This window comes from Teichococcus coralli (assembly GCF_009829925.1).
Lineage (GTDB): Bacteria > Pseudomonadota > Alphaproteobacteria > Acetobacterales > Acetobacteraceae > Pseudoroseomonas > Pseudoroseomonas coralli.
Genome location: NZ_SNVJ01000017.1, coordinates 60111 through 80219 on the forward strand (window position 1 = coordinate 60111; position 20109 = coordinate 80219).

At 71.5% G+C, this 20109-nt stretch carries 22 protein-coding genes; 14 read left to right on the forward strand and 8 right to left on the reverse strand.

The features are described 5' to 3' along the window. Positions 1-48: 48 nt before the first annotated feature. The 4 genes from E0493_RS17115 to E0493_RS17130 all read left to right on the forward strand — a co-directional run bounded on the left by E0493_RS17115 (position 49) and on the right by E0493_RS17130 (position 1828). Positions 49-999: a LysR family transcriptional regulator gene (locus E0493_RS17115; protein WP_160938462.1), complete on the forward strand. Its 951-nt coding sequence runs from the start codon at positions 49-51 to the stop codon at positions 997-999. A 104-nt stretch (positions 1000-1103) separates the two neighbouring features. Continuing rightward, positions 1104-1319, forward strand: coding sequence for a dodecin (locus E0493_RS17120; protein ID WP_160938463.1), 216 nt, complete (start codon positions 1104-1106; stop codon positions 1317-1319). A 10-nt stretch (positions 1320-1329) separates the two neighbouring features. After that, on the forward strand, positions 1330-1626 hold the full coding sequence (locus E0493_RS17125; RefSeq protein WP_160938464.1) for a hypothetical protein: 297 nt from the start codon (positions 1330-1332) through the stop codon (positions 1624-1626). 7 nt (positions 1627-1633) lie between these two features. After that, positions 1634-1828: a hypothetical protein gene (locus E0493_RS17130; RefSeq protein WP_160938465.1), complete on the forward strand. Its 195-nt coding sequence runs from the start codon at positions 1634-1636 to the stop codon at positions 1826-1828. Between the two features lie 71 nt (positions 1829-1899). Here the strand turns inward: E0493_RS17130 and E0493_RS17135 are convergent, their stop codons facing one another. Genes E0493_RS17135 through E0493_RS17155 form a run of 5 tightly spaced genes read right to left on the reverse strand, consistent with a single transcriptional unit; the run spans position 1900 to position 6634 of the window. Continuing rightward, complete coding sequence (locus tag E0493_RS17135; RefSeq protein ID WP_160938466.1) at positions 1900-3198, reverse strand: TRAP transporter large permease; 1299 nt, start codon at positions 3196-3198, stop codon at positions 1900-1902. Between the two features lie 10 nt (positions 3199-3208). Beyond that, entirely contained in the window at positions 3209-3751 is a 543-nt protein-coding gene (locus tag E0493_RS17140) for a TRAP transporter small permease (RefSeq protein WP_160938467.1), read from the reverse strand. A 22-nt stretch (positions 3752-3773) separates the two neighbouring features. Further along, positions 3774-4769, reverse strand: a complete 996-nt coding sequence (locus E0493_RS17145; RefSeq protein WP_160938468.1) for a TRAP transporter substrate-binding protein — start codon at positions 4767-4769, stop codon at positions 3774-3776. A gap of 46 nt (positions 4770-4815) precedes the next feature. Continuing rightward, positions 4816-5697, reverse strand: coding sequence for an NAD(P)-dependent oxidoreductase (locus E0493_RS17150; RefSeq protein WP_160938469.1), 882 nt, complete (start codon positions 5695-5697; stop codon positions 4816-4818). A 4-nt stretch (positions 5698-5701) separates the two neighbouring features. Further along, positions 5702-6634, reverse strand: a complete 933-nt coding sequence (locus E0493_RS17155) for an NAD(P)-dependent oxidoreductase (protein ID WP_160938470.1) — start codon at positions 6632-6634, stop codon at positions 5702-5704. 211 nt (positions 6635-6845) lie between these two features. Between E0493_RS17155 and E0493_RS17160 the strand changes: the two genes are divergently transcribed. The 7 genes from E0493_RS17160 to E0493_RS17190 all read left to right on the forward strand — a co-directional run bounded on the left by E0493_RS17160 (position 6846) and on the right by E0493_RS17190 (position 15860). After that, positions 6846-8273: an FAD-binding oxidoreductase gene (locus E0493_RS17160; protein ID WP_235913843.1), complete on the forward strand. Its 1428-nt coding sequence runs from the start codon at positions 6846-6848 to the stop codon at positions 8271-8273. Further along, complete coding sequence (locus E0493_RS17165) at positions 8270-8980, forward strand: FadR/GntR family transcriptional regulator (protein ID WP_160938472.1); 711 nt, start codon at positions 8270-8272, stop codon at positions 8978-8980. The genes E0493_RS17160 and E0493_RS17165 overlap by 4 nt, the downstream gene beginning before the upstream one ends. A gap of 250 nt (positions 8981-9230) precedes the next feature. Continuing rightward, positions 9231-9692 carry a MarR family winged helix-turn-helix transcriptional regulator gene (locus E0493_RS17170; protein ID WP_160938473.1) on the forward strand — a complete coding sequence of 154 codons (462 nt, stop codon included), beginning with the start codon at positions 9231-9233 and terminating at the stop codon, positions 9690-9692. Positions 9693-9743: 51 nt separating this feature from the next. Beyond that, entirely contained in the window at positions 9744-10895 is a 1152-nt protein-coding gene (locus E0493_RS17175) for an HlyD family secretion protein (protein WP_160938474.1), read from the forward strand. Between the two features lie 11 nt (positions 10896-10906). After that, a complete protein-coding gene (locus E0493_RS17180) occupies positions 10907-12421 on the forward strand; it encodes a DHA2 family efflux MFS transporter permease subunit (RefSeq protein ID WP_160938475.1) in 1515 nt (504 codons plus the stop codon). A gap of 311 nt (positions 12422-12732) precedes the next feature. Further along, a complete protein-coding gene (locus E0493_RS17185; protein ID WP_160938476.1) occupies positions 12733-14265 on the forward strand; it encodes a serine hydrolase domain-containing protein in 1533 nt (510 codons plus the stop codon). Further along, complete coding sequence (locus E0493_RS17190) at positions 14262-15860, forward strand: ABC transporter substrate-binding protein (protein WP_160938477.1); 1599 nt, start codon at positions 14262-14264, stop codon at positions 15858-15860. The genes E0493_RS17185 and E0493_RS17190 overlap by 4 nt, the downstream gene beginning before the upstream one ends. Positions 15861-15923: 63 nt before the next feature. Here the strand turns inward: E0493_RS17190 and E0493_RS17195 are convergent, their stop codons facing one another. Together E0493_RS17195 and E0493_RS17200 are read right to left on the reverse strand one after the other, a co-directional pair. Continuing rightward, a complete protein-coding gene (locus E0493_RS17195; RefSeq protein ID WP_160938478.1) occupies positions 15924-16949 on the reverse strand; it encodes a Gfo/Idh/MocA family protein in 1026 nt (341 codons plus the stop codon). Further along, complete coding sequence (locus tag E0493_RS17200) at positions 16946-17932, reverse strand: MDR/zinc-dependent alcohol dehydrogenase-like family protein (RefSeq protein ID WP_367614534.1); 987 nt, start codon at positions 17930-17932, stop codon at positions 16946-16948. The genes E0493_RS17195 and E0493_RS17200 overlap by 4 nt, the downstream gene beginning before the upstream one ends. 206 nt (positions 17933-18138) lie before the next feature. On the opposite strand from E0493_RS17200, the gene E0493_RS17205 reads away from it, so the two are divergent. Together E0493_RS17205 and E0493_RS17210 are read left to right on the forward strand one after the other, a co-directional pair. Continuing rightward, positions 18139-18567 carry a VOC family protein gene (locus tag E0493_RS17205; RefSeq protein ID WP_160938479.1) on the forward strand — a complete coding sequence of 143 codons (429 nt, stop codon included), beginning with the start codon at positions 18139-18141 and terminating at the stop codon, positions 18565-18567. Between the two features lie 20 nt (positions 18568-18587). Further along, a complete protein-coding gene (locus E0493_RS17210; protein ID WP_160938480.1) occupies positions 18588-19121 on the forward strand; it encodes a metallophosphoesterase family protein in 534 nt (177 codons plus the stop codon). An 18-nt stretch (positions 19122-19139) separates the two neighbouring features. Here E0493_RS17210 and E0493_RS17215 read toward each other — a convergent pair whose 3' ends face one another. Further along, complete coding sequence (locus E0493_RS17215; RefSeq protein ID WP_160938481.1) at positions 19140-19586, reverse strand: YqaA family protein; 447 nt, start codon at positions 19584-19586, stop codon at positions 19140-19142. 197 nt (positions 19587-19783) lie between these two features. Between E0493_RS17215 and E0493_RS17220 the strand changes: the two genes are divergently transcribed. After that, complete coding sequence (locus tag E0493_RS17220) at positions 19784-20092, forward strand: hypothetical protein (protein ID WP_160938482.1); 309 nt, start codon at positions 19784-19786, stop codon at positions 20090-20092. Positions 20093-20109: the final 17 nt, after the last annotated feature.

Here is a 20109-nt window from a genome sequence, read left to right on the forward strand (position 1 = left end):
TGGGCCTTCATCTGGCCGGGAGTTCGCCCATGCGTCCAATGCAATGCGGTGACAGTCCGATGCATCGCGCGCATCATCGCGGCCATGCATCTCGACCTGCCCGGGCTGGAGGCCTTCCTGGCGGTGGCCGATCTCGGCTCCTTCCAGCGCGCCGCGGCGCGGCTCGGCATCAGCCAGCCGGCGCTGACCCGGCGACTGCAGCGGCTGGAGCAGATCGTCGGGCAGGAGCTGCTGCTGCGCCGCTCCCGCCCGGTCCGCCTCAGCCCGGCCGGGGCGGCGCTGCTGCCCGAGGCGCAGGGCGCCCTGGCGCAGCTTGCCGACGCCCTGCGCCGCGCCGGCGGCCGGGCGGAGACGCAGGACGTCGCCTTCGGCTGCCTGCCGACCCTGGCGGTGCGCTATCTCGGCCCGTTGCTGGCGCGCCACCGCCGGCACTGGCGCGGCGAGGTCATCGTCTATGACCTCTCCGGCGCCGAGATCCGCAACATGCTGCAGGAGGGGCGGCTCGACTTCGCGCTTGCCGCCCTCGGCCCCGAGCACTGGGACGTCGAGAGCATCCCGTTGCTGGAGGAACCCTTCTTCCTGGTCTGCCCGGCGGGCCACCGGCTGGCCGGCCGCGCCGCCGTCGCCTGGGGCGAGCTGGCCAAGGAGCCGCTGGTCTCCATCGGGCCGCTCAGCGAGAACCGGCGCATCATCGAGGCCGCGCTGCGCCGCGCGCGGGTGGCGGCGCCCTGGCGGATCGAGGTGCGGCACCTTTCCACCGCGGTGGCGCTGGTGGCGGCGGGGGCGGGGCTCACCGCCCTGCCCGCCTCCGCCATCGCCGGGCGCGCGGGCGAGGGCGTGGTGGCGGTGCCGCTGGTGGAGCCGGCCCTGACCCGCCGCATCGGCCTGCTGCGGCGGCGGGACCGGGCGCCCTCCCCCGCCGCGCGCGACCTGATGGAGCAGATCCTGGCGACGCTCGGTGGCCAGGGCCGCGCGCCCCGCCAGGTTCGATCGGATTAGGCAACGGACGGCGCACCTGCCGTGTTCTGCCTCCATGCTCCGCAAACCGGCCGCGGCGGGAGCCGCTGCCCGCGCCATCGCGGAGCCCGGAAAGGGAGGCTGCGATGCCGGACCATGTCTACAAGGTGGTCGAGCTGGTCGGCTCGTCGAAAACGGGCATCGAGGATGCCATCCAGGGCGCGGTCAGCCGCGCCAGCAGCACGCTGCGGAACCTGCGCTGGTTCGAGGTGGTGCAGGTGCGCGGCGCCGTCGGCGACGACGGCGAGGTGGACCACTACCAGGTCACGCTGAAGGCCGGCTTCACCCTTGAGGATGGCTGAGGAGGAGACGATGTATCTCGCGCGGTTTTCCTATGACGTGCTGCCCGTCAACCGGCAGCGCGCCGTCGAGCTGATCCGCCAGGAGATGGCGGCGGCCGGCCGCAACGGCCTCAAGGGCCGGCTGCTGGTGCCGCTCACCCGCGGACAGGGCGGCGCGGCGCTCCAGTTCGAGGTGGAGCTCGCCAGCCTCGACCAGTTCGAGAGCCTGCGCCAGCAGGGCGGCGGCGACGATGCCGGCGACTGGATGCGCGCCTTCAGCGAGATCCTGCTCTCGCCGCCCTCGGTGGAACTCCTGCGGATCGCGTGAGGATGCCATGGTCACCCGCATTGTCCGGCGCCCGGTCTCGCTGACCTTCGACGAGGAGATCATCGAGGAATACAAGGCCAGGGGCGTGACCATCGCCCCCGCCCCGGGCGAGTCTTCCAAGCTCGTCATCTCCGCCCCGGACGAGGCGGCCGCCGATGCCGCCGAGATCTGGCTTGCGGAGATGGACACGCCCGCCGACTGATCGTCGGGTTCGGCGAAGCCATCGTTTCCACGCCAGGCCACCCGGGAGGCGAAACCTCCCGGGGAGCGCCTTCAGCCGAGCGCCCGCGGCAGCCAGAGCGAGATCTGCGGCAGGTAGGTCACCAGCGCGATGTCGGCCAGCAGAACGGCGTAGAAGGGCAGCATGCTCTTCAGGATCTGCTCGATCCGGAGCCCCGCCACCTGGCAGGCAACGAAGAGGTTGACCCCCACGGGCGGGGTGGTCATCCCGACCGCCAGGTTGACGATCATGATGATGCCGAAATGCACGGGGTCGATGCCCAGCTTCATCGCCACCGGCGTCAGGATCGGCGCCACGATGGTGATGGCCGCGCCGGTCTCCAGGAACATGCCGACGATCAGCAGGAAGGCGTTCACCAGCAGCAGGAAGACCGCCGGATCGTCCGAGAGGCTGATGAAGAAGCGCGCGATCATCTCGGGGATGCGGTTGGCCGTCAGGACCCAGCCAAAGACGCTGGCCGCCGAGATGATGACGAGGATGACCACCGTGCTGAGCAGCGAGGCGCGCAGCGCGGCGAGCAGCCGCGCCGGCGTCAGCGTCCGGTAGACCGCGGCGCCGACGAAGAGCGCGAAGAACACCGCCACGGCCGCCGCCTCGGTCGGCGTGAAGATGCCGCCATAGATGCCGCCCAGGATGATGACGGGCAGCAGCAGCGGCAGCAGGGCGTCGCGGAAGCTGCGCAACAGGCCCGCCGGCTCGCCGAGCCCCGGAGCGCCGCGCGGTGCGGCCTGGCCATAGCCGCGCAGCCGGCAGATGACATGCACCGTCAGCATCAGCGAGGCGCCGATGAGCAGGCCGGGAACCACGCCGGCGATGAACAGGCTGCCGATGGAAACCGGCACGCCCGCCGTCAGCGCGAAGATGATCATCGGGATCGAGGGCGGGATGATGACGCCCAGCTCGCCCGAGACCGCCTGCACCGAGGTGGCGAAAGGCCGCGGGAACCCCCGTTGCGCCATGGCCGGGATCAGCGTGCCGCCGATGGCCGCGGTGGTGGCGGCGCTGGAGCCGGAGATGGCGGCGAAGAACATCGCCGAGACCACCGTCACCAGCCCCAGCCCGCCGGTGGCGCGCCCGACCAGCGCCTGGGCGAAGTTGATGAGCCGGCGCGAGATGCCGCTCGCCTCCATCAGCGCGCCGGCCAGGATGAAAAAGGGGATGGCGGTGAGCGGAAAGGAATCCAGCGCCGCGAACATCCGCTGCACCAGCGCCTGCAGCGGAATGCCCGAGGCATGCATGGACAGCGCCGCCGTGCCCGCCAGCGAAATGGCGATGGGGATGCCGAGGGCGAACAGCGCCAGCAGGGCAAGGCCGATGGCGATGGGGCTCATGGCCGGCTCCTCAGTCCACCGGGATTTCGCTGCCGCCGCGCGGCGGATCGAGCGCGACGGCCAGGGTATTGGCCAGCGCAAGCAGGCTGCCGAGCGGGATGGCGGAATAGACATACGCCATCGGCACCTCCAGCGCGCCGGAACGCATGCCCTGCACATTGCCGAGGATGATCCAGCCATAGGCGACCAGCACCATCCAGAAGAGCGCGGAGAGGGCGAGGCTCGCCCAGGTCAGCACCTTCGCGGCCGGCGCCGGCACCGTCGCCCTGACGATCTCGACCGAGGCCAGCATGCCCCTGCGCACGCCAATCCCGACGCCAAGAAAGACGGACCAGATCAGCACGTAGCGGATCAGCTCCTCCGACCAGGTGAGCGGCGCGCCGATCAGGTAGCGCGCGATCACCTGCGCAAAGGCGAGCAGCGCCAGCAGGCCGAGCACCAGGGCCAGCACCGTCAGCAGCGCCGCATTGCAGCCATCGACCACCCGCAGCCAGCGCGGCGAGGCGGAAAGGCGGTCCGCCGGCTCCGCGGCGGCGCGCGGGAGGGATGACATGGCGGGCTCCTTTTCCGTCCGGTCAGCGCGCCGCGGGAGCGCCGACGGCGGCCACCTTCTCGTAGAGGGCGGCGACCGAGGGGAAGCTGGCCTTCACGAAGGCCGGCCCGACCTTGGCGCGGAAGGCCGCCTTGTCCGGCTCGATCAGCGTCATGCCCTCGCCCTGCAACTGCTTGATGAAGCCCGCCTCGCCCTTGTTCACCTCCTCGGACGCGAAGGCCTTGGCGGCGCCATTCGCGGCCTCCAGCACCGCCTTGCGCTGCGCCTCGGGCAGCCGGGCCAGCCGGCTGGCGCTCATCACCACCACGATCGGCTCGTAGGAATGCTCGGTGCGCACGAGGAACTTCACCACTTCGGAGAACTTCGAGGTCTGGATCAGCGAGAGCGGGTTCTCCTGCCCGTCGATCACGCCCTGCTGCAGGGCGTTGAACACCTCGCCGAAGCTCATCGGCGTCGGCGCCGCGCCCAGCGCCTTCCAGGAAGCCACCGAGACCGGGCTGTCCGGCACGCGGATCTTCAGGCCGGCGAGGTCGGCGGGCGCGTTCACCGGCTTCTTGGTGGTCAGCCAGCGCGGCCCGCGGAGCCAGTAGGCGAGGACCTGCAGGCCGGACTCCTTCCTGACGGCCTCGGTGATCTCCTGGCCGGTCGGGCCGCCATAGACCTGCCCGAAATGCTGCGAGTCGCGGATCATGAAGGGAAGCGCGAAGATCTTCGCCGTGTCCGAGGCGGAGGTGAGGACGCCGGCCCCGCCCACCCAGATGTCGTTCGAGCCGAAGCGCAGGCCCTCGACGAGTTCCCGGTCGCTGCCCAGCGTGCTGCCGCCGTAGATCTCCACCTTCACCGCGCCGTTGGTCGCCTGCGCGACATCCGCCGCGAAGCGCTCCGCCGCCCGGGCATGGATCTCGGCCGCCGGCCAGACATGCCCGAGCTTCAGCACGGTCTGGGCGAGGGCGACCCCCGGCAGCAGCACGGAGGAGGCCAGCGCGGCCGCCGCAACGGCCGTCTTGAAGTTGAACATTTCTTTTCTTCCCTTTGCTTTCCTGGACATTCCGCGCAGGGCGCGGTCAGCGCTCCTGCGCGGTCATGCGGTCATAGACGCGGAACAGCGCCTGGTTGCCGTTGCTGCCCTCGCCATGCGCGCGCGCCTCCAGGTAGAGGCTCGTCACCAGCGCCGTGCCCGGCAGCGGCACGCCCTGCTGGAAGGCGAGATCGTTGGCGAGGCGCAGGTCCTTCAGCTTCAGGTCGATGCGGAAGCCGGCGCCGGCGTCCTTTTCCAGCACTTTCGGGCCAAGGTTCTCCAGCATCCAGGAGTTGGCCGAGCCGCCCATCAGCACCTCGCGCGCCACCGCCGGGTCGAGACCCGAGGCGCGGGCCAGCGCGATGGCCTCGCACATGGCCTGGATGTTGATGGCGCAGACCAGCTGGTTGCACAGCTTCACCGTCTGCCCGTTGCCGATCGCGCCGACATGCACGACCTTGCTGCCCATCGCCTCCAGGACGGGCCGCGCGCGGGCGAAGGCCGCCTCCTCGCCGCCCACCATGATCGACAGCTTCGCGTCCCGCGCGCCGGTGACGCCGCCGGAAACCGGCGCATCCAGCATCGCCACCCCGCGCGCCGCCAGCGCCTCCGCCATCTTGCGCGTGGCGACCGGCGAGATGGTGCTCATGTCGATCACCAGCTGCTCCGGCCGCAGCCGGCCGAGCAGGCCGCCCGGCGCCGTCAGCACCTCCTCCACCTGCGGGGTGTCCGGCAGCATGAGGATGACGAACTCCGCCCCCTCCGCCGCCGCCGCAAGGTCGTGCGCCGGGGTGATGCCCTGCGCCGCCAGCCCCTCGGCCACGCCGGGGACGACGTCATGGCCGACCACCGCGTGCCCCGCCTTGGCGAGGTTGAGCGCCATCTCGCGCCCCATGACGCCGAGGCCGATGAATCCGATCCGAGCCATTCCGCTAGTTCCCCGATTGCTGCTTCTGCGCCTGCTGCCGCTCGTGCTCGTAGAGGCGGATGATCGAGACGATGTCGGCCATCGCGTTGCCCTGCTCGACATAGGCGTTGAAGCGCGCGGTGGCCGTCTTCACGCCGGGCAGGTCGAGCCCGAGCCCCTCGGCAGTGCCCTTCACCGCCTTCATGTCCTTGAGAAGCTGGCGCGCGTAGCCGAGCGGCGGGTCGAAGGCGCGGCGCTGCATCAGCGGGTAGATGCGTTGCAGCAGGGCGCTGTCGGCCAGGCCACCGGCCAGGCAGGCGGGCAGCGCGGCGGCATCGATGCCCGCGGCCTCGGCTAGGTGCAGCGCCTCCGCCATGGCGATGAAGCCTGCGCCGACGATCGCCTGGTTCACCACCTTCGTCACCTGCCCGGCGCCCACCGGCCCCATGCGGGTGATGTTGCCGGCGAGGTCGGCCAGCACCGCGGCGGCCTCCCGCAGCTCCGCCTCCTCGCCGCCCGCCATGACGGTCAGCGTGCCTTCGCGGGCGGCGGCCGGCCCGCCGGAAACCGGCGCGTCGATCCAGCCCATGCCCGTGCGTTCACGCAGCCGTGCCGCGAAGTCGCGCGTGGCGCCGGCGTCGATGGTGGAGAAGTCGATCAGCAGCCGCGCGCCGCCCTTGCCCCCGGCGACGCCGTTCGAACCCCAGACGCAGGCCTCCACCGCCGGCGTGTCCAGCACGCACATCAGCACGATGTCGCTGCGCGCGGCCACCTCGCGCGGGTTGCCGGCCTCGGCGGCGCCGGCCGCCAGCACCGGGTCGAGATTGGGCCGCTCGCGGTTCCACACTGTCAGCGGCCAGCCGCGCTCCAGCAGCCGCAGGCTCATCGCCGTGCCCATCAGGCCAATGCCGATGAAGCCCAGGCGCGGCCGGGCGGGCGTGTCGGTGGTCTGGCTCATGCCACGGCCTCCGGCGCGCGACGGTGGCTCCGTGTTCCTGGCATCCGGCTTCCTCCTTGCCCGCAGGCCTGCCCCGGCTGGTCCCGGCGCGTCGTTGTTGCTGAACTCTGGCACGTCGTCCTATTGTTGGACAAGTGATTTCCGGCCCGAGCCTCGGCGCCGCCACGTCCCCCGGCGCCTTGCCACGCCGGGATCGCCAGGGAGGGCGAACTTGCACATTGCCGGCCACCTGATCCCCCGCCTGCGGGACCTGCTGGGAGCCCAGGGCCTGCTCGACGAGCCCGCGCAATTCGCCCGCTACGCACAGGACTGGTCCGGCGACCTCGCCGGGTGCCCGCTCGCCGTCGCCCGCCCTGCCACGGTGGAGGAGGTGGCTGGGGTGGTGCGCCTCTGTGCCGAGGCGAAGGTGCCGGTGGTGCCGCAGGGCGGCCATACCGGGCTGGTCGGCGGTGCCGTCCCCTCCCCTGAGGGCGAGGAGCTGGTCCTCAGCCTGGAGCGGCTCGACCGCCTTCGCGCCATCGACCCCGTGAACTTCAGCATGGTCGCCGAGGCCGGTTGCGTGCTCGCCACCCTGCACCGCGCCGCCGCCGGGCACGACCTGCATCTGCCGCTCTCGCTCGGCGCGCAGGGGAGCTGCCAGATCGGCGGCAACGTCGCCACCAATGCTGGCGGGGTCAACGTGCTGCGCTACGGCATGGCCCGCGATCTCGTGCTCGGCCTGGAGGTGGTGCTGCCGGACGGCCGCGTCTGGAACGGGCTGCGCAGCCTGCGCAAGAACAACACGGGCTATGACCTGAAGCAGCTCTTCATCGGCTCGGAGGGCACGCTCGGCATCGTCACCGCCGTGGCGCTGAAGCTTTTCCCGCGCCCCACCCAGGTGCAGACCGTCATGCTCGGCCTCGCCTCGGTGGAGGCCGCCATGGCGCTCTATGCCGCCGCCCGGCGCGACCTCTCCGACCTGCTTTCCGCCTTCGAGCTGATGCCGCGCCGCTGCATCGAGCTGGCCCTCGCCGCCAGCCCCGCCCTGCGCGAGCCGCTCGCCGCGCCCGCGCCGGTTTATGTGCTGATGGAGGCCTCCGCCAGCGGCCTGGTGGACCTTGCCGCGCTGATGGAGCAGTTCCTCGCCGCCTGCCTGGAGCGCGGGTCGGTCCTCGACGGCAGCGTCGCCATGAGCGAGGCCCAGGCGCGTGGCTTCTGGCGCCTGCGCGAGGACCTCGTGGAGGCACAGCACCGCCACGGCCGCCATCTGCGCACCGACGTCTCGGTGCCGATCTCGGATCTCGCCACCTTCATGGCCGCCGCCGACGACGCCATGGCCCAACACCTGCCCGCGGCCCTGCCGGTCGCCTATGGCCATGTCGGCGACGGCAACCTGCACTACAACCTGCTGCCGCCGCGCGGCCTCGATCCCGCCGCCTGCGAGGCGCTGCTGCACCAGGGCGAGGAGCTCATCTTCGCGCTGGTGGACCGCTTCGGCGGCTCGATCAGCGCCGAGCACGGCATCGGCCGGGTCAAGCGCGCGCCCTTTCTCCGGCGCCTGGGCGCGGTTGACCGCGATCTGTTGCGTGCGATCAAATCCGGCCTGGACCCCGCCGGCCGCATGAGCCCGGGCCGGATCTTCACCTTGGACGAGTCATGAGCGATCGCGTCAGCCGCCCCCCGCAACTTCCCTCCCGCATCGCCGATCTCGTCGCCGCCGGCATCGCCGAAGGCCGCTGGAAGCCCGGCGAGCGCCTGCCCGCTGAGCAGGCGCTCGCGGATGCCTATGGCGTCAGCCGCAACGTCGTGCGCGAGGCGATCTCGCGCCTGCGCGCCGACGGGCTGGTGCAGTCCCGCCAGGGCGTCGGCGCCTTCGTCATCCGCAAGCAGGGCACCGGCGTGCTGCGCTTCGACGCCGAGGCGCTGCAGGACGGCGCCACCTTCCGCAACCTCTTCGAGCTGCGCGCCATCCTGGAGATCCAGACCGCCGGCCTCGCCGCCGAGCGCCGCACCGAGAACGACGTTGCCGCCATCACCGACGCCTTCCGGAACATGCAGCGCGAGGTGGAAGGCGACCCCGGCGGGGTGGACGCCGACCTCGCCTTCCACCGCGCCGTGGCGCGCGCCGCCGCCAACGAGCAGATCGCCCGGGTGATCAGCTTCCTCTCCGACCAGGTGCGCGAGACCATCATGGCCACCCGCACCCGGCCGGGCAGCTCGGTCAGCGAGGTCATCGCCGTCACCATCGCCGAGCACGGCGCCATCCATGCGGCCATCCTCGCCGGGGACCCGGCGGCCGCCCGCAACGCCATGGCCACCCATATCCGCAACGCCGCCAGCCGGCTGGGCTTCACGCTCGCCGTCTGAGCGCGGCCAGGGAGCGCTGTCCCCTGGGCCCCGGCCCTCGCCAGCCGGCATGAGGGCTCGGCCGTGGCGCCCCCGTTGCCGCATTCCGTTTCAGCGGAGCTGACCCCACCGCTGGGCGTCCCTTCTTTCTGGACACAAAATCAAAGGCTTGCACAACAGGAGGTCCGCCCAGCCGCCGGCACGCGGTTGGCGAAGACCATAAGCATGCTTATAAGAGGGAAGCTCATGACCCCTCGCCTCCTGTTGCCGGATGCCTGACACCCAGCCCACCCTTGGCTTCGTGCTGCACGACGTCGCGCGCTTCCTGCGCAAGCGCTTCGAGCAGCGCGCCCGCTGCCTCGGCCTGACGCGCTCGCAATGGCAGGTGCTGGCCTTCCTGGCGCCCAATGAGGGCATCCACCAGGGCGGTCTGGCCGAACTGCTGGAGATCGAGCCGATCACCCTGGCGCGGCTGCTGGACCGGCTGGAAGGCAATGGGCTGGTCGAGCGGCGGCAGCATCCGACCGACCGCCGCGTTTGGCAGCTCTACCTGACCGAGAAGGCCCACCCGATGCTGGCGCGGATGCGGCAGATCGGCGACCGCACCCGCGCGGAGGCGCTGGACGGCCTTTCCCAGACCGAGCGCGCAGAGCTGCTGCGGCTGCTGCTGGCGATGCGGAAGAACCTGACCGCCGCCTGCGAGCAGCCCGTTGAGGAGGCGACGCATGACTGAGCGGACCGCAGCCCGGCCCGCCAGGACTGCCATGAGAGCGAGGAAGCAAGGATGAGCCGGCTGCAACCGCGAACCGAGCCCCAGGACGAGGCGCCCATCAGCACCGGCGAGCCGCCGCACCACCCGCCGGCGACACGCGCCTCGGGCCGCCGCCGGCTGCGCTGGGCGCTGTTCCTGCTGCTGCCGGTGGCGCTGCTGGCCGGCGGCTACTTCTACGTCACCGGCGGGCAGATCATGTCCACCGAGAACGCCTATGTCCGCGCCGACATGGTGGGCGTGACCACCGACGTCTCCGGCATCGTGACCCAGGTGGCGGTGCACGAGAACCAGCACGTGGCGGCGGGCGAGGTGCTGTTCCGCCTGGACGACCAGCCTTTCCGCCTGGCGCTCACCCGCGCCGAGGCGCAGCTCGGCATCGTCGCCAACGACCTGAACGCGCAGAAGGCCGGCTATCGCGACATGCAGGCGCAGATCCGCCAGGCGCAGGTCGAGGTGGACTACGACGCGCGCGAGCTGGACCGGCAGCGCCAGCTGATCGCCCGCAACGTCGCCTCGCACGTCACCTTCGAGCAGGCGCAGCGCGACCTGCAGGCGGCGCAGCAGAAGGTGGCCTCGCTGAACCAGCAGCTCGCCGGCATCGCCGCCGGCCTGGGCGGCGACCCGGACCTTCCGGTTGCGCGGCACCCGCGCTACGTCGAGGCGGTGGCCGCGCGCGACGAGGCCGCCCGCCAGCTCGCCCATGCCACGGTGCGCGCGCCGATCGCCGGCACCGCGACCAACGTGCCCTCGCTGCAGCCCGGCCAGTACCTCGCCGCCGCCACCGCCGCCTTCAGCATCGTCGCCACCGACAACATGTGGATCGAGGCCACGCCGAAGGAAACCGAGCTGACCTACGTGCGGACCGGCCAGCCGGTGACGGTGACCATCGACACCTATCCCGATGGCCAATGGCACGGCACGGTGGAAAGCGTCAGCCCCGCCTCCGCCTCCAGCTTCGCCCTGCTGCCGGCGCAGAACAGCAGCGGCAACTGGGTGAAGGTGGTGCAGCGCATCCCCATGCGCGTGCGCCTCGACCCCGCCCAGGGCGCGCCGCCGCTGCGCGCCGGCATGAGCGCGGTGGTCAGCGTGGACACCGGCCATGCGCGCGGCCTGCCGCCCTTCCTGTCCGGGCTGTTCGGTGGCGCCTCCGGCCGGGCCGGCTGAGGGCGCCCGCCATGCCGGTCGCCAACCGCGGCGCCATCACCGCCTGCGTCATCCTGGCGGTGATCATGCAGGCGCTGGACACCACCATCGCCAACGTCGCGCTGCCCTACATCCAGGGCAGCGTCTCGGCCAGCGCCGACCAGATCAACTGGGTGCTGACCTCCTACATCGTCGCCGCCGCGATCATGACGCCGCCCTCCGGCTGGCTCTCGGCGCGCTTCGGCCGCAAGCGCGTGCTGCTGGTGGCCATCGCCGGCTTCGTCGCCGCCTCGGTGCTCTGCGGCCTGGCGCAGTCGCTGGTGCAGATCGTCGCCTTCCGGCTGCTGCAGGGCTTCTTCGGCGCCTCGCTGGTACCGCTCTCCCAGGCCATCCTGCTCGACATCTACACGCCGGAGGAGCGCGGCTCCGCCATGGCGCTGTTCGGCGTTTCCGTGATGGTGGGGCCGGTGCTGGGCCCCGTGCTCGGCGGCTGGCTGACCGACAACCTGAGCTGGCGCTGGGTCTTCTACATCAACGTGCCGCTTGGCCTGCTGGCCTTCCTTGGCGTCAGCGCCTTCGTGCAGGAGACCCGCGTCGAGCAGGGCGCGAAACTGGACTGGACCGGCTTCGGCGCGCTCAGCCTCACCATCGCCTCCCTGCAGCTCATGCTCGACCGCGGCGAGCAGCTCGGCTGGTTCGGCTCCGGCGAAATCCTGATCGAGGCGGTGGTGGCGGCCTCGGCCTTCTACATCTTCCTCGTGCACACCTTCACGGCCGAGCGGTCCTTCGTGAACCCGCGCCTGTTCCTGGACCGCAACTTCGCCCTCGGCATGGTCTTCATCTTCGTCGTCGGCATCACCTACCTCGCCTCGCTGGCGCTGATGACGCCCTACCTGCAGACGCTGATGGGCTACCCCGTGGTCACCGCTGGCATCGTCATGGGACCGCGCGGCATGGGCACGATGGTCTGCATGTTCATCGTCGGCCGGCTGATCGGCAAGGTGGACACGCGCCTGCTGCTGGCCACCGGCCTGCTGCTGACGGCCTGGGCGATGTACGACATGACGGCCTGGACGCCCGACGTCTCGCAATGGCGCATCATCGTCACCGGCTTCGTGCAGGGCGCCGGGCTCGGCTTCCTCTTCGTGCCGCTGACCACCGTCACCTTCTCGACGCTGCCGGCGCAGCAGCGCGGCGAGGGCACCGGTCTCTACAACCTGTCGCGCAACATCGGCTCGGCGGTCGGCATCTCGGCGGTGACGGCGCTGATCAGCGAGAATACGCAGATCAACCACGCCGAGCTTGTCAGCCACATCACGCCCTTCAACCGGCTGCTGCAACAGCCGGAGATGCAGGCCTACAGCCCGCTCACCCTGCCCGGCCGCGCCGCGCTGGACGAACTGGTGACCAACCAGGCCACCATCATCGCCTATCTCGACGACTTCAAGCTGCTGATGATCCTGTCGCTGGCCTCCATCCCGCTGCTGCTGCTGCTGCGCCGTCCCCGGCAGGCCGCGGCGGTGGACCACAGCATCGCCGTGGAATGAACCGGCCGCGGCAGGCCAGGGGAGAATGAATTCTCCCCCGGACCCCCTCTTCTTTTTCTCCATCCGTTTGCCGCGCGGATCATCAGGGANCTCCATCCGTTTGCCGCGCGGATCATCAGGGACGCCTTTGTTCCAGGCGAAGCCGAAAAACCGATAGGAAAAGGAGGGGGCATGGGGGAGTTCGCTCCCCAATTCCTTGCTTCATCCGGGCTTTGAGGCGCCGCGCTCCTCTTCCAGGCACTTCGGCCCGAGTTGACGCCGCGGCGGAAGGCTGGGGGAATGTCGCCCTCCGCCGAACAGGGACACGCCGCATGCCGGACTGGAACCGCGCCGCCACCGAAGCCGAGGCCATCACCACCGGCTGGAACGGAACGGCCGGGCCGGGCGGCGCCATCCTGACCTTCGACAGCGCCGGCATCCGCGACGCGGCCTGCGGCGGGCTCGCCAGCATCGAGCACGAAATCCCCTTCACGCCGGAAACGCCGAGCCGCTACGCCTCGATCAGCAAGCACTTCCTCGCCGCGACGGTGCTGCTGGAGGGCATTCCCCTCGACGCCCTGCTGGGCGCCCTTCTGGAGGGGCTGCCCCCGGCGATCGGCGCGCTGCCGCTCGGCCGCGCGCTCGACATGACGGGTGCCCTGCCGGACATGATGGAAGTGCTGTGGCAGCGCGGCGTGCCCTTCACCGCCAGCCTGAAGGCGGCGGAGATCATGGCGGTGGCGCGCGGCCTGCCCGGGCTGAACGCCGCGCCCGGCACGGAGATGGCCTATTCCAACACCGGCTGGCGCCTGGCCCAGGCGGTCGTTCCGGCGCAGCGGGGCGTCTCCTATGCCGAGGCGCTGCGGCGCCGCCTGCTGGAGCCGCTCGGGCTGCCCATCGCCTTTCCCGAGGACGAGGCGGAGCCTGTGCCCGGCCTCGCCACCGGCTACTGGCGGGACGGTGCGGCCTGGCGGCGGGGGCGCTACGGCGTGCATTTCTCCGCCTCGGGCGGACTGGCGGGCAGCGCGACGGCGCTGGCGGAATGGCTGTCGGCGCTGCTCGCCGGACGGGGCCCGCTGGCGGGCATGCTGGAGCGCCTCGCCGCCCCCCGCCCCTTCGCCGACGGCACGGAAAGCCTCTACCGCCTGGGCCTGGTGCGCAGCGCGCTGGGCACCACCACCCTGCTCGGCCATGGCGGCTCCCTGCCCGGCTACCGCAACCATGTCCTGATGGCGCCAGAGCATGGCGCCGGCGTGGTCGTGCTGACCAACCGGGAGGAGGATGCGCTCTGGCCCGCGCTGCGGGTGGCGGCGGCCCTGCTGGGGGAAGCGCTGCCCGGACCGCCGCAAGATTTCCCCACTGGCCTCTTCGTGGCGGAGGAAGGGCCGTTCTGGGCGGAGAGCACGGCCGACTCGATCACCTTCATGGGCGCTCATGAGCGGCTGGTCGCCGCCCCCGGCGGCGGTGCGCGCAGCCTGCCGGCCTATCTGGACATCCGCCTCCGCGCCGAGGGCCGGGATGTGCTGGCCGGCACCATCGGCGGCGCCGCGCGGCACCTGCGGCGCGTGCCGGCGGACCAGGCGCTCGACCCCGCCCTGGTGGGCGAATGGCGCGAGGCGCGGCTCGGCCTGCGCCTCACCCTGCGCGCGGACGGCACGGCGCGCTTCCCCTGGGCGGGCGGGATTGGTGTCGAGACCACCCTCACCCTGCTGCCGGGCGGCCGCGCGCTCGCCGCCCTGCCGCACGGCCCCTGGCTGCACCGCCCCTGCCTTTCCCTTGGGCGCGACGGGTCTTTGCGGGTTGCCAGCCACCGCGCACGGGTGTTGCACTTCCATCGCTGCAATGAACCGGGAGACGCCGCTTGACCCGCTCACGCCTCGCGCCGCTGCTTTCCGCCGCGCCGCTCGCCCTCGTCCTGGCCCTGCCGCCGTCCTCCGGGGCCGTGGCGCAGCCGGCACCGAACCGCGTGCTGCGCGTGGCCCCGCATGCGGACCTCAAGACGCTGGACCCGGTCTTCGCCTCCATCGTCATCACCCGCATGCACGGGCTGATGGTCTACGAGACGCTGTTCGCCTGGGATTCCAAGCTGCAGCCGCATCCGCAGATGGTGGAAAGCTTCTCCACCGCGCCGGACAACCTCGCCTGGACCTTCAGGCTGCGCGAGGGCCTGCGCTTCCATGACGGCCAGCCCGTCACCAGCAAGGACGTCATCGCCTCGCTGAAGCGCTGGATGGCGCGCGACACGGTGGGCGGCAAGCTCGCCGAATACACCGCCGCGCTGGAGGCGCAGGACGACCGGACCTTCACGCTGCGGCTGAAGAAGCCGACCGGCATGGTGCCCTTCGCGCTCGGCTCCGCGGTCGGGCAGATCCCGGCCATCATGCGCGAGAGCGACGCGACGACCGATCCGATGAAGCCGGTGCAGAACACCATCGGCAGCGGTCCCTTCCTGTTCAACCGCGCGGAATGGCGCAGCGGCGCGCGCGTCGTCTATGACCGCAATCCCGACTACAAGCCGCGCGGCGAGCCGGCCGATGGCCTCGCCGGTGGCCGCGTGGTGAAGCTCGACCGCGTCGAGTGGACCATCATGCCCGATGCCGCCACCGCCGCCGCCGCCCTGCAGGCCGGCGAGATCGACATCTGGGAGCAACCGAGCCAGGACCTCATCCCGGTCATCAGCCGCGGCCGCGACATCAAGGTCGAGCGCTATTCCAGCCTCGACAACCAGGTGATGCTGCGGCCCAACCACCTGCACCCGCCCTTCAACGACCCGCGCGCGCGGCTGGCCCTGGCCTACGCCACCGACCAGGCCGACTTCCTGGCCGCCGGCTTCGGCGACGAGCAGTGGTGGAAGCGTTGCGCGTCCTACTTCGTCTGCGGCAGCCCCAACGGCACCGATGCCGGCACGGAGGGCTACGCGAAGCCGAACCTGGAGACCGCCCGCAAGCTGCTGGCCGAGAGCGGCTACAAGGGCGAGACCATGGTGATCACCTCCTCCTACGACATCGCGCCGATCGGCCGCATGGCGGAGGTCGCCGCCGAGGCGCTGAAGAAGATCGGCATGAAGGTGGACCTGCAGTTCGCCGACTGGGGCACGGTGACGACGCGCCAGCAGAACCGCGCGGCGCCGGACCAGGGCGGCTGGAACCTCTTCGTCACCACGGCCTCCGGCCCCACCATGCAGTCGCCGATCACCAATATCGGCACCAACATGTCCTGCGACCGCGCCTGGGCCGGCTGGCCCTGCGATGCCGAGGCGGAGAAGCTGCGCAACGCCGTGGTGGAAGCCGTGGATGACGAAAGCCGCCGCGCCGCCACCGAGGCGCTGCATCGCCGCCTCGCGGAAGTGCAGCCCTATCGCGTGCTCGGCCAGTACACGCAGCCCTATGCGCGGCGCGCCAACGTCTCCGGCGTGCTGAACGCGCCGGTGATGGTGTTCTGGAACATCGAGAAGAAGTAAGGCCCCACGGATCGTGGGGTGCGGGGAGGCCGCAATGGTCCCTTCTGGCCTCCCCGGCAACGCTCAGCGCCCGTAGATGCGGTCCAGCACTTCGGACACCGCCACCAGCCGCTCGGCGCCGGCATCGAAGCGCGCGCCATTCGCGAGGCGCGTCGCCCAGTCGGCGGCGGCGCGGCCGCCCCAGGCGTCGGGCGGCGAGGCCAGGGTCTCGCGCGCCGTGCCGCGATAGCGCTCGGCGGTGAAGTCGTAGAAGGAGCCAGCGACGTTGCGCAGCGCCGCGCCGCCCTCGGTGCCGTAGAAGGCGGCGGAGATGACGGCGTCGCAGCCGGCCTGCAGGCGCCAGGAGCAGGCGAGCTGCACCGCCGCGCCGCTCTCCAGCGCCAGGGTGGCGACGGCATAGTCCTCCACCTTGTCCGGCCTTCCGCCGAGCGGCTCGCCGCCGGCAAACAGGCTGCCCGAGACCTTGGCGACGCCCGGGAAGTCCAGCACCCAGAGGGCAAGGTCCACCAGGTGCACGCCGAGGTCCATGACGCAGCCGCCACCCGAGAGCGCGGGGTCGTAGAACCACGGCTTGTCCGGCCCGTAGGCGTTGTGGAAGACGAGATCCACCGCGTAGATGCGGCCCAGCTCGCCGGACTGCGCGATCTCGCGGATGCGCCGCATCCCCTCGGTGAAGCGATAGGAGAGGTCCACCGCCAGCAGCCGGTCGGCCTTGCGCGCCGCCTCCACCACCGCGCGCGCCTCCGCCGCCGTGCGGCCAAGCGGCTTCTGGCAGAACACCGCCACGCCGTGCTCCAGCGCGCGGATGGATTGCTCGGCATGCAGCGCGCTGGGGGTGGCGATCACCACGCCATCGAGCTCCATCGCCAGCATCGCGTCGAGACTGTCCACGTGCCGGGCACCGGGCGCCAGCTTGGCCGCCTCGGCCGCCATCCCGGGCGAGGCATCGGCGATGGCGGCGGCCTCCGCCACGCCCGTCTCCAGAATGGCCTGCATGCGGTGCCGGCCGATCCAGCCGGTGCCGAGGAAGCCGAGCCGCAGGCGGCGGGTCTGCGCCGCAAGTGGCGCCTCGCTCCGCACCGCGCTCACCGGAAGGTCACCAGCGCCTTGAGGAAACCGTCGGGCCGGTCGCGCGTGGCGTTCAGCGCCTCGTCCAGCCGCGCCAGCGGAAAGCGGTGGGTGTAGAGCCCGCTCGGGTCCAGCCGGCCGGAGGCGACGGCCTCCACCGCCTCGCGGATGCCCTGCATGTAGACCTTCGGGTCGCGCTCATGCGCGTTGATGACGTCGAGCCCGCGCCAGTTCCACAGCCACATGTTGACCTGCCGCGGCCCGTCCTGGTGATAGCCGGCGACGATCAGCCGGCCGCGCTCCCGGGTCAGCTCGGCGGCGAGGTCGAGCGGCCATTGCTTGCCCACCGCCTCGATGACGCGGTCGCAGAAAACCCCGCCGGTCAGTTCCTTCACGCGGGCGATGATGGCGTGGTGGTCCTCCATCGGGATCACCTCCGCCGCGCCCATGCGGCGCGCCAGGTCCAGCGAGAAGGGCCGGCGCGAGATGGCGATGACGCGCGCCCCCGCGTCGCTGGCGAGCTTCGTCAGGATGGCGCCGAGGAAGCCGATGCCGATGATGGCGACGGTCTGCCCGGCCTCGATACCGCTGCGGCGGAAGATGTTCATCGCGCAGCCCAGCGGCTCGCCGGGGAAGGGCTGGCCGGCCAGCGAGTCCGGCAGGCGCACCACGGCATCGGCATCCGCGACGTCGTATTCGGCATAGCTCTTGTAGGAGAGCGCGGCGACGCGGTCGCCCGCGCGCAGGCCCTCGACCCCTTCGCCCAGCGCGTCCACCACGCCCCAGCCCTCATGGCCAAGCGCGCCCGGCTCGGTCGGGAACTGCATCCATTCCGGCCCTTCCCAGGGCGTCAGGTTGGAGGCGCAGACCCCGCAGCCTTCCAGCCGCAGGCGCACCTGCCCCGGGCCAGGCTCGGGCAGCGCCACCTCCTCAAGCCGGAGGCGTCCCGGGCCGGCGAGCGTCGCGGCCTGCATCGTGCGGGTTGCGGCGGCTATCTGGTTCACGGCGCGATCCCATCGGTCATTGCGGTTCGGTCCTCCTTCGCGTCATGCGTGCCTCCGACCTAGGGCCTGCTCAGCCTGCGGGACAATCAAAGCTTTGCGTCCATCGCCTGACCGCTCCCCTGCGCGGCGATGCAGGCTCCTGCCGCGTAAACTTCCGGGCGCATCGCTCATTGCTTCCCTGGGCCGGCAACCAGGGAGGAGCCGCGATGCCGAGCGGAAGCGCGCCGCCGCTGGGTGGCATTCTCGAAACCAGCCTCTACGTGGACGACCTCGCACGGGCCCGCGCCTTCTACGAGGAGGTGCTCGGGCTGCGGCCGATGGTCGTGGACGAACGCATCGCCGCCTATCCGGCCGCGCCGGGCAGTGTGCTGCTGCTGTTCCAGCGCGGCACCACCGGCACGCCGGCGGAACTGCCTGGCGGCGTGATCCCGCCGCATGACGGCAGCGGCCATCTCCACTACGCCTTCGCCGTCGCGCCTGAGCGGCTGGCGGCCTGGCAGGCGCATCTGGAAAGGCGGGGCGTGGCGATCGAAGGCCGGGTCGACTGGCCGCGCGGGTCGCGCAGCCTCTATTTCCGCGACCCCGACGGCAACCTGGTCGAGCTGGCGACGCCCGGCCTCTGGAAGAACTACTAGGCGCGGGAAGGCAGCACAGCGTGGCCGTCTTCTTCACCGCCGACACGCATTTCGGCCATGGCGGCGCGCGCGGGCTGTACCGCCGCCCCTTTCCTTCCATCGCCGCCATGGACGCAGCGATGCTGGAGCGTTGGAACGCCACCGTGCGGCCGGAGGACGAGGTCTGGCATCTCGGCGACTTCGCGCTCGGGCCGGACGCAACCGCCATGCAGGCCCTGCTCGACGGCCTGCACGGGCGCAAGCACCTCATCACCGGCAACAATGACGGCCCGGCCACGCTGGGCCTGCCGGGCTGGGCCAGCGTGCAGGCCTACGCCGAGATCACCGTGGAAGGCGCCTCGCTGGTCCTTTGCCACTACGCCTTCCGCAGCTGGCGGAACATGGGCCGGGGCTGGGTCAACCTGCACGGCCACAGCCATGGCCGGCTGAAGCCCCTGGCGCGGCAGGCCGATGTCGGCGTCGATGTCTGGGACTTCCGGCCGGTGGCGGTGGCGGAGATCCGCGCCGCCGCCGGGCGCCGCAGCGCCGCCAGGCCGGCGCCGCCGGCCCGCTGAGCGGGGCGGGACGGCCGCTCAGCCCGCTTCGGCCCAGCCCAGCACCAGAAGGGCGATGACGAGGTAGCGGCCGGACTTGGCCAGCGCCACCAGCAGCAGGAAGGGCAGGAACGGCTCCCGCATCACCCCCGCCACCAGGGTGAGCGGGTCACCGACGATGGGCAGCCAGCTCAGCAGCAGCGACCACTTCCCATGGCGCCTGTACCAGCCCTGCGCCCGTTCCAGCGCCGCCGGCCGCACGGGAAACCAGCGCCGGCCGCGGAAGCGTTCGATGCCGCGGCCCAGCCCCCAGTTGAGGGCCGATCCGGCGGTGTTGCCCAGGCTCGCGGCGACCAGCAGCAGCACCGGCGAGTAGGTCCCGGCCAGCAGCAGCCCGGCCAGCGCGGCTTCCGACTGCGCCGGCAGGATGGTGGCGGCAACGAAGGCCAGGCCGAAGAGCCCGGCATAGACGGCAAGCTCAGGCATCCCGGAGGAACCCTACCGGTCCGGCGGCACCGTGCCACCCGCTCGGCGGCCGGGTTGGTTGCATCCCGCCATCATCATTTCCGCCGATAGCCGGCATCGGCATTCGCCAATTCAGCCGGGGCCCCTGGGTGTCCATCTCGGGTTCACCGACGGAACACCCCGTCAGCGCAAAAAGAACCCGTTTAGGAAAAGCCATCATGACCATCACCCGCTCGCTGTTCGCCGCCCTTGCCCTTCTTGGCCTGGCCGGCGCCGCCCAGGCGCAGGACCTGACCGTGACCGACCGGGGCGAGAACTTCGCGGTCCAGTATGACCCGAGCTACACGGGCAACATCGTCGGCGGCGGCTATGCCCGCTTCGCGCAGCTCGGCCAGAACACGACGATCGCCTATGCCGACCCCTCGATTGGCAACCGGGCTCCGGGCACCCCGGTGGACCTGGGCGGCCACAGCGACGTCGTCTACCTGCAGCAGGCTCCGGCCGCCACGATGCTGGCGGCCCGCTGATCCCCTTCGCGCCGGCC

What these genes read in the sequence shown, in the direction of transcription:
- E0493_RS17220 (WP_160938482.1), top strand. Translation starts at nt 19,784, where the DNA reads ATGACCATCACCCGCTCGCTGTTCGCCGCCCTTGCCCTTCTTGGCCTG.
- E0493_RS17170 (WP_160938473.1), top strand. Translation starts at nt 9,231, where the DNA reads ATGCCTGACACCCAGCCCACCCTTGGCTTCGTGCTGCACGACGTCGCG.
- E0493_RS17130 (WP_160938465.1), top strand. Translation starts at nt 1,634, where the DNA reads ATGGTCACCCGCATTGTCCGGCGCCCGGTCTCGCTGACCTTCGACGAG.
- E0493_RS17145 (WP_160938468.1), bottom strand. Translation starts at nt 4,769, where the DNA reads ATGTTCAACTTCAAGACGGCCGTTGCGGCGGCCGCGCTGGCCTCCTCC.
- E0493_RS17135 (WP_160938466.1), bottom strand. Translation starts at nt 3,198, where the DNA reads ATGAGCCCCATCGCCATCGGCCTTGCCCTGCTGGCGCTGTTCGCCCTC.
- E0493_RS17180 (WP_160938475.1), top strand. Translation starts at nt 10,907, where the DNA reads ATGCCGGTCGCCAACCGCGGCGCCATCACCGCCTGCGTCATCCTGGCG.
- E0493_RS17150 (WP_160938469.1), bottom strand. Translation starts at nt 5,697, where the DNA reads ATGGCTCGGATCGGATTCATCGGCCTCGGCGTCATGGGGCGCGAGATG.
- E0493_RS17175 (WP_160938474.1), top strand. Translation starts at nt 9,744, where the DNA reads ATGAGCCGGCTGCAACCGCGAACCGAGCCCCAGGACGAGGCGCCCATC.
- E0493_RS17155 (WP_160938470.1), bottom strand. Translation starts at nt 6,634, where the DNA reads ATGAGCCAGACCACCGACACGCCCGCCCGGCCGCGCCTGGGCTTCATC.
- E0493_RS17125 (WP_160938464.1), top strand. Translation starts at nt 1,330, where the DNA reads ATGTATCTCGCGCGGTTTTCCTATGACGTGCTGCCCGTCAACCGGCAG.
- E0493_RS17185 (WP_160938476.1), top strand. Translation starts at nt 12,733, where the DNA reads ATGCCGGACTGGAACCGCGCCGCCACCGAAGCCGAGGCCATCACCACC.
- E0493_RS17120 (WP_160938463.1), top strand. Translation starts at nt 1,104, where the DNA reads ATGCCGGACCATGTCTACAAGGTGGTCGAGCTGGTCGGCTCGTCGAAA.
- E0493_RS17140 (WP_160938467.1), bottom strand. Translation starts at nt 3,751, where the DNA reads ATGTCATCCCTCCCGCGCGCCGCCGCGGAGCCGGCGGACCGCCTTTCC.
- E0493_RS17165 (WP_160938472.1), top strand. Translation starts at nt 8,270, where the DNA reads ATGAGCGATCGCGTCAGCCGCCCCCCGCAACTTCCCTCCCGCATCGCC.
- E0493_RS17205 (WP_160938479.1), top strand. Translation starts at nt 18,139, where the DNA reads ATGCCGAGCGGAAGCGCGCCGCCGCTGGGTGGCATTCTCGAAACCAGC.
- E0493_RS17215 (WP_160938481.1), bottom strand. Translation starts at nt 19,586, where the DNA reads ATGCCTGAGCTTGCCGTCTATGCCGGGCTCTTCGGCCTGGCCTTCGTT.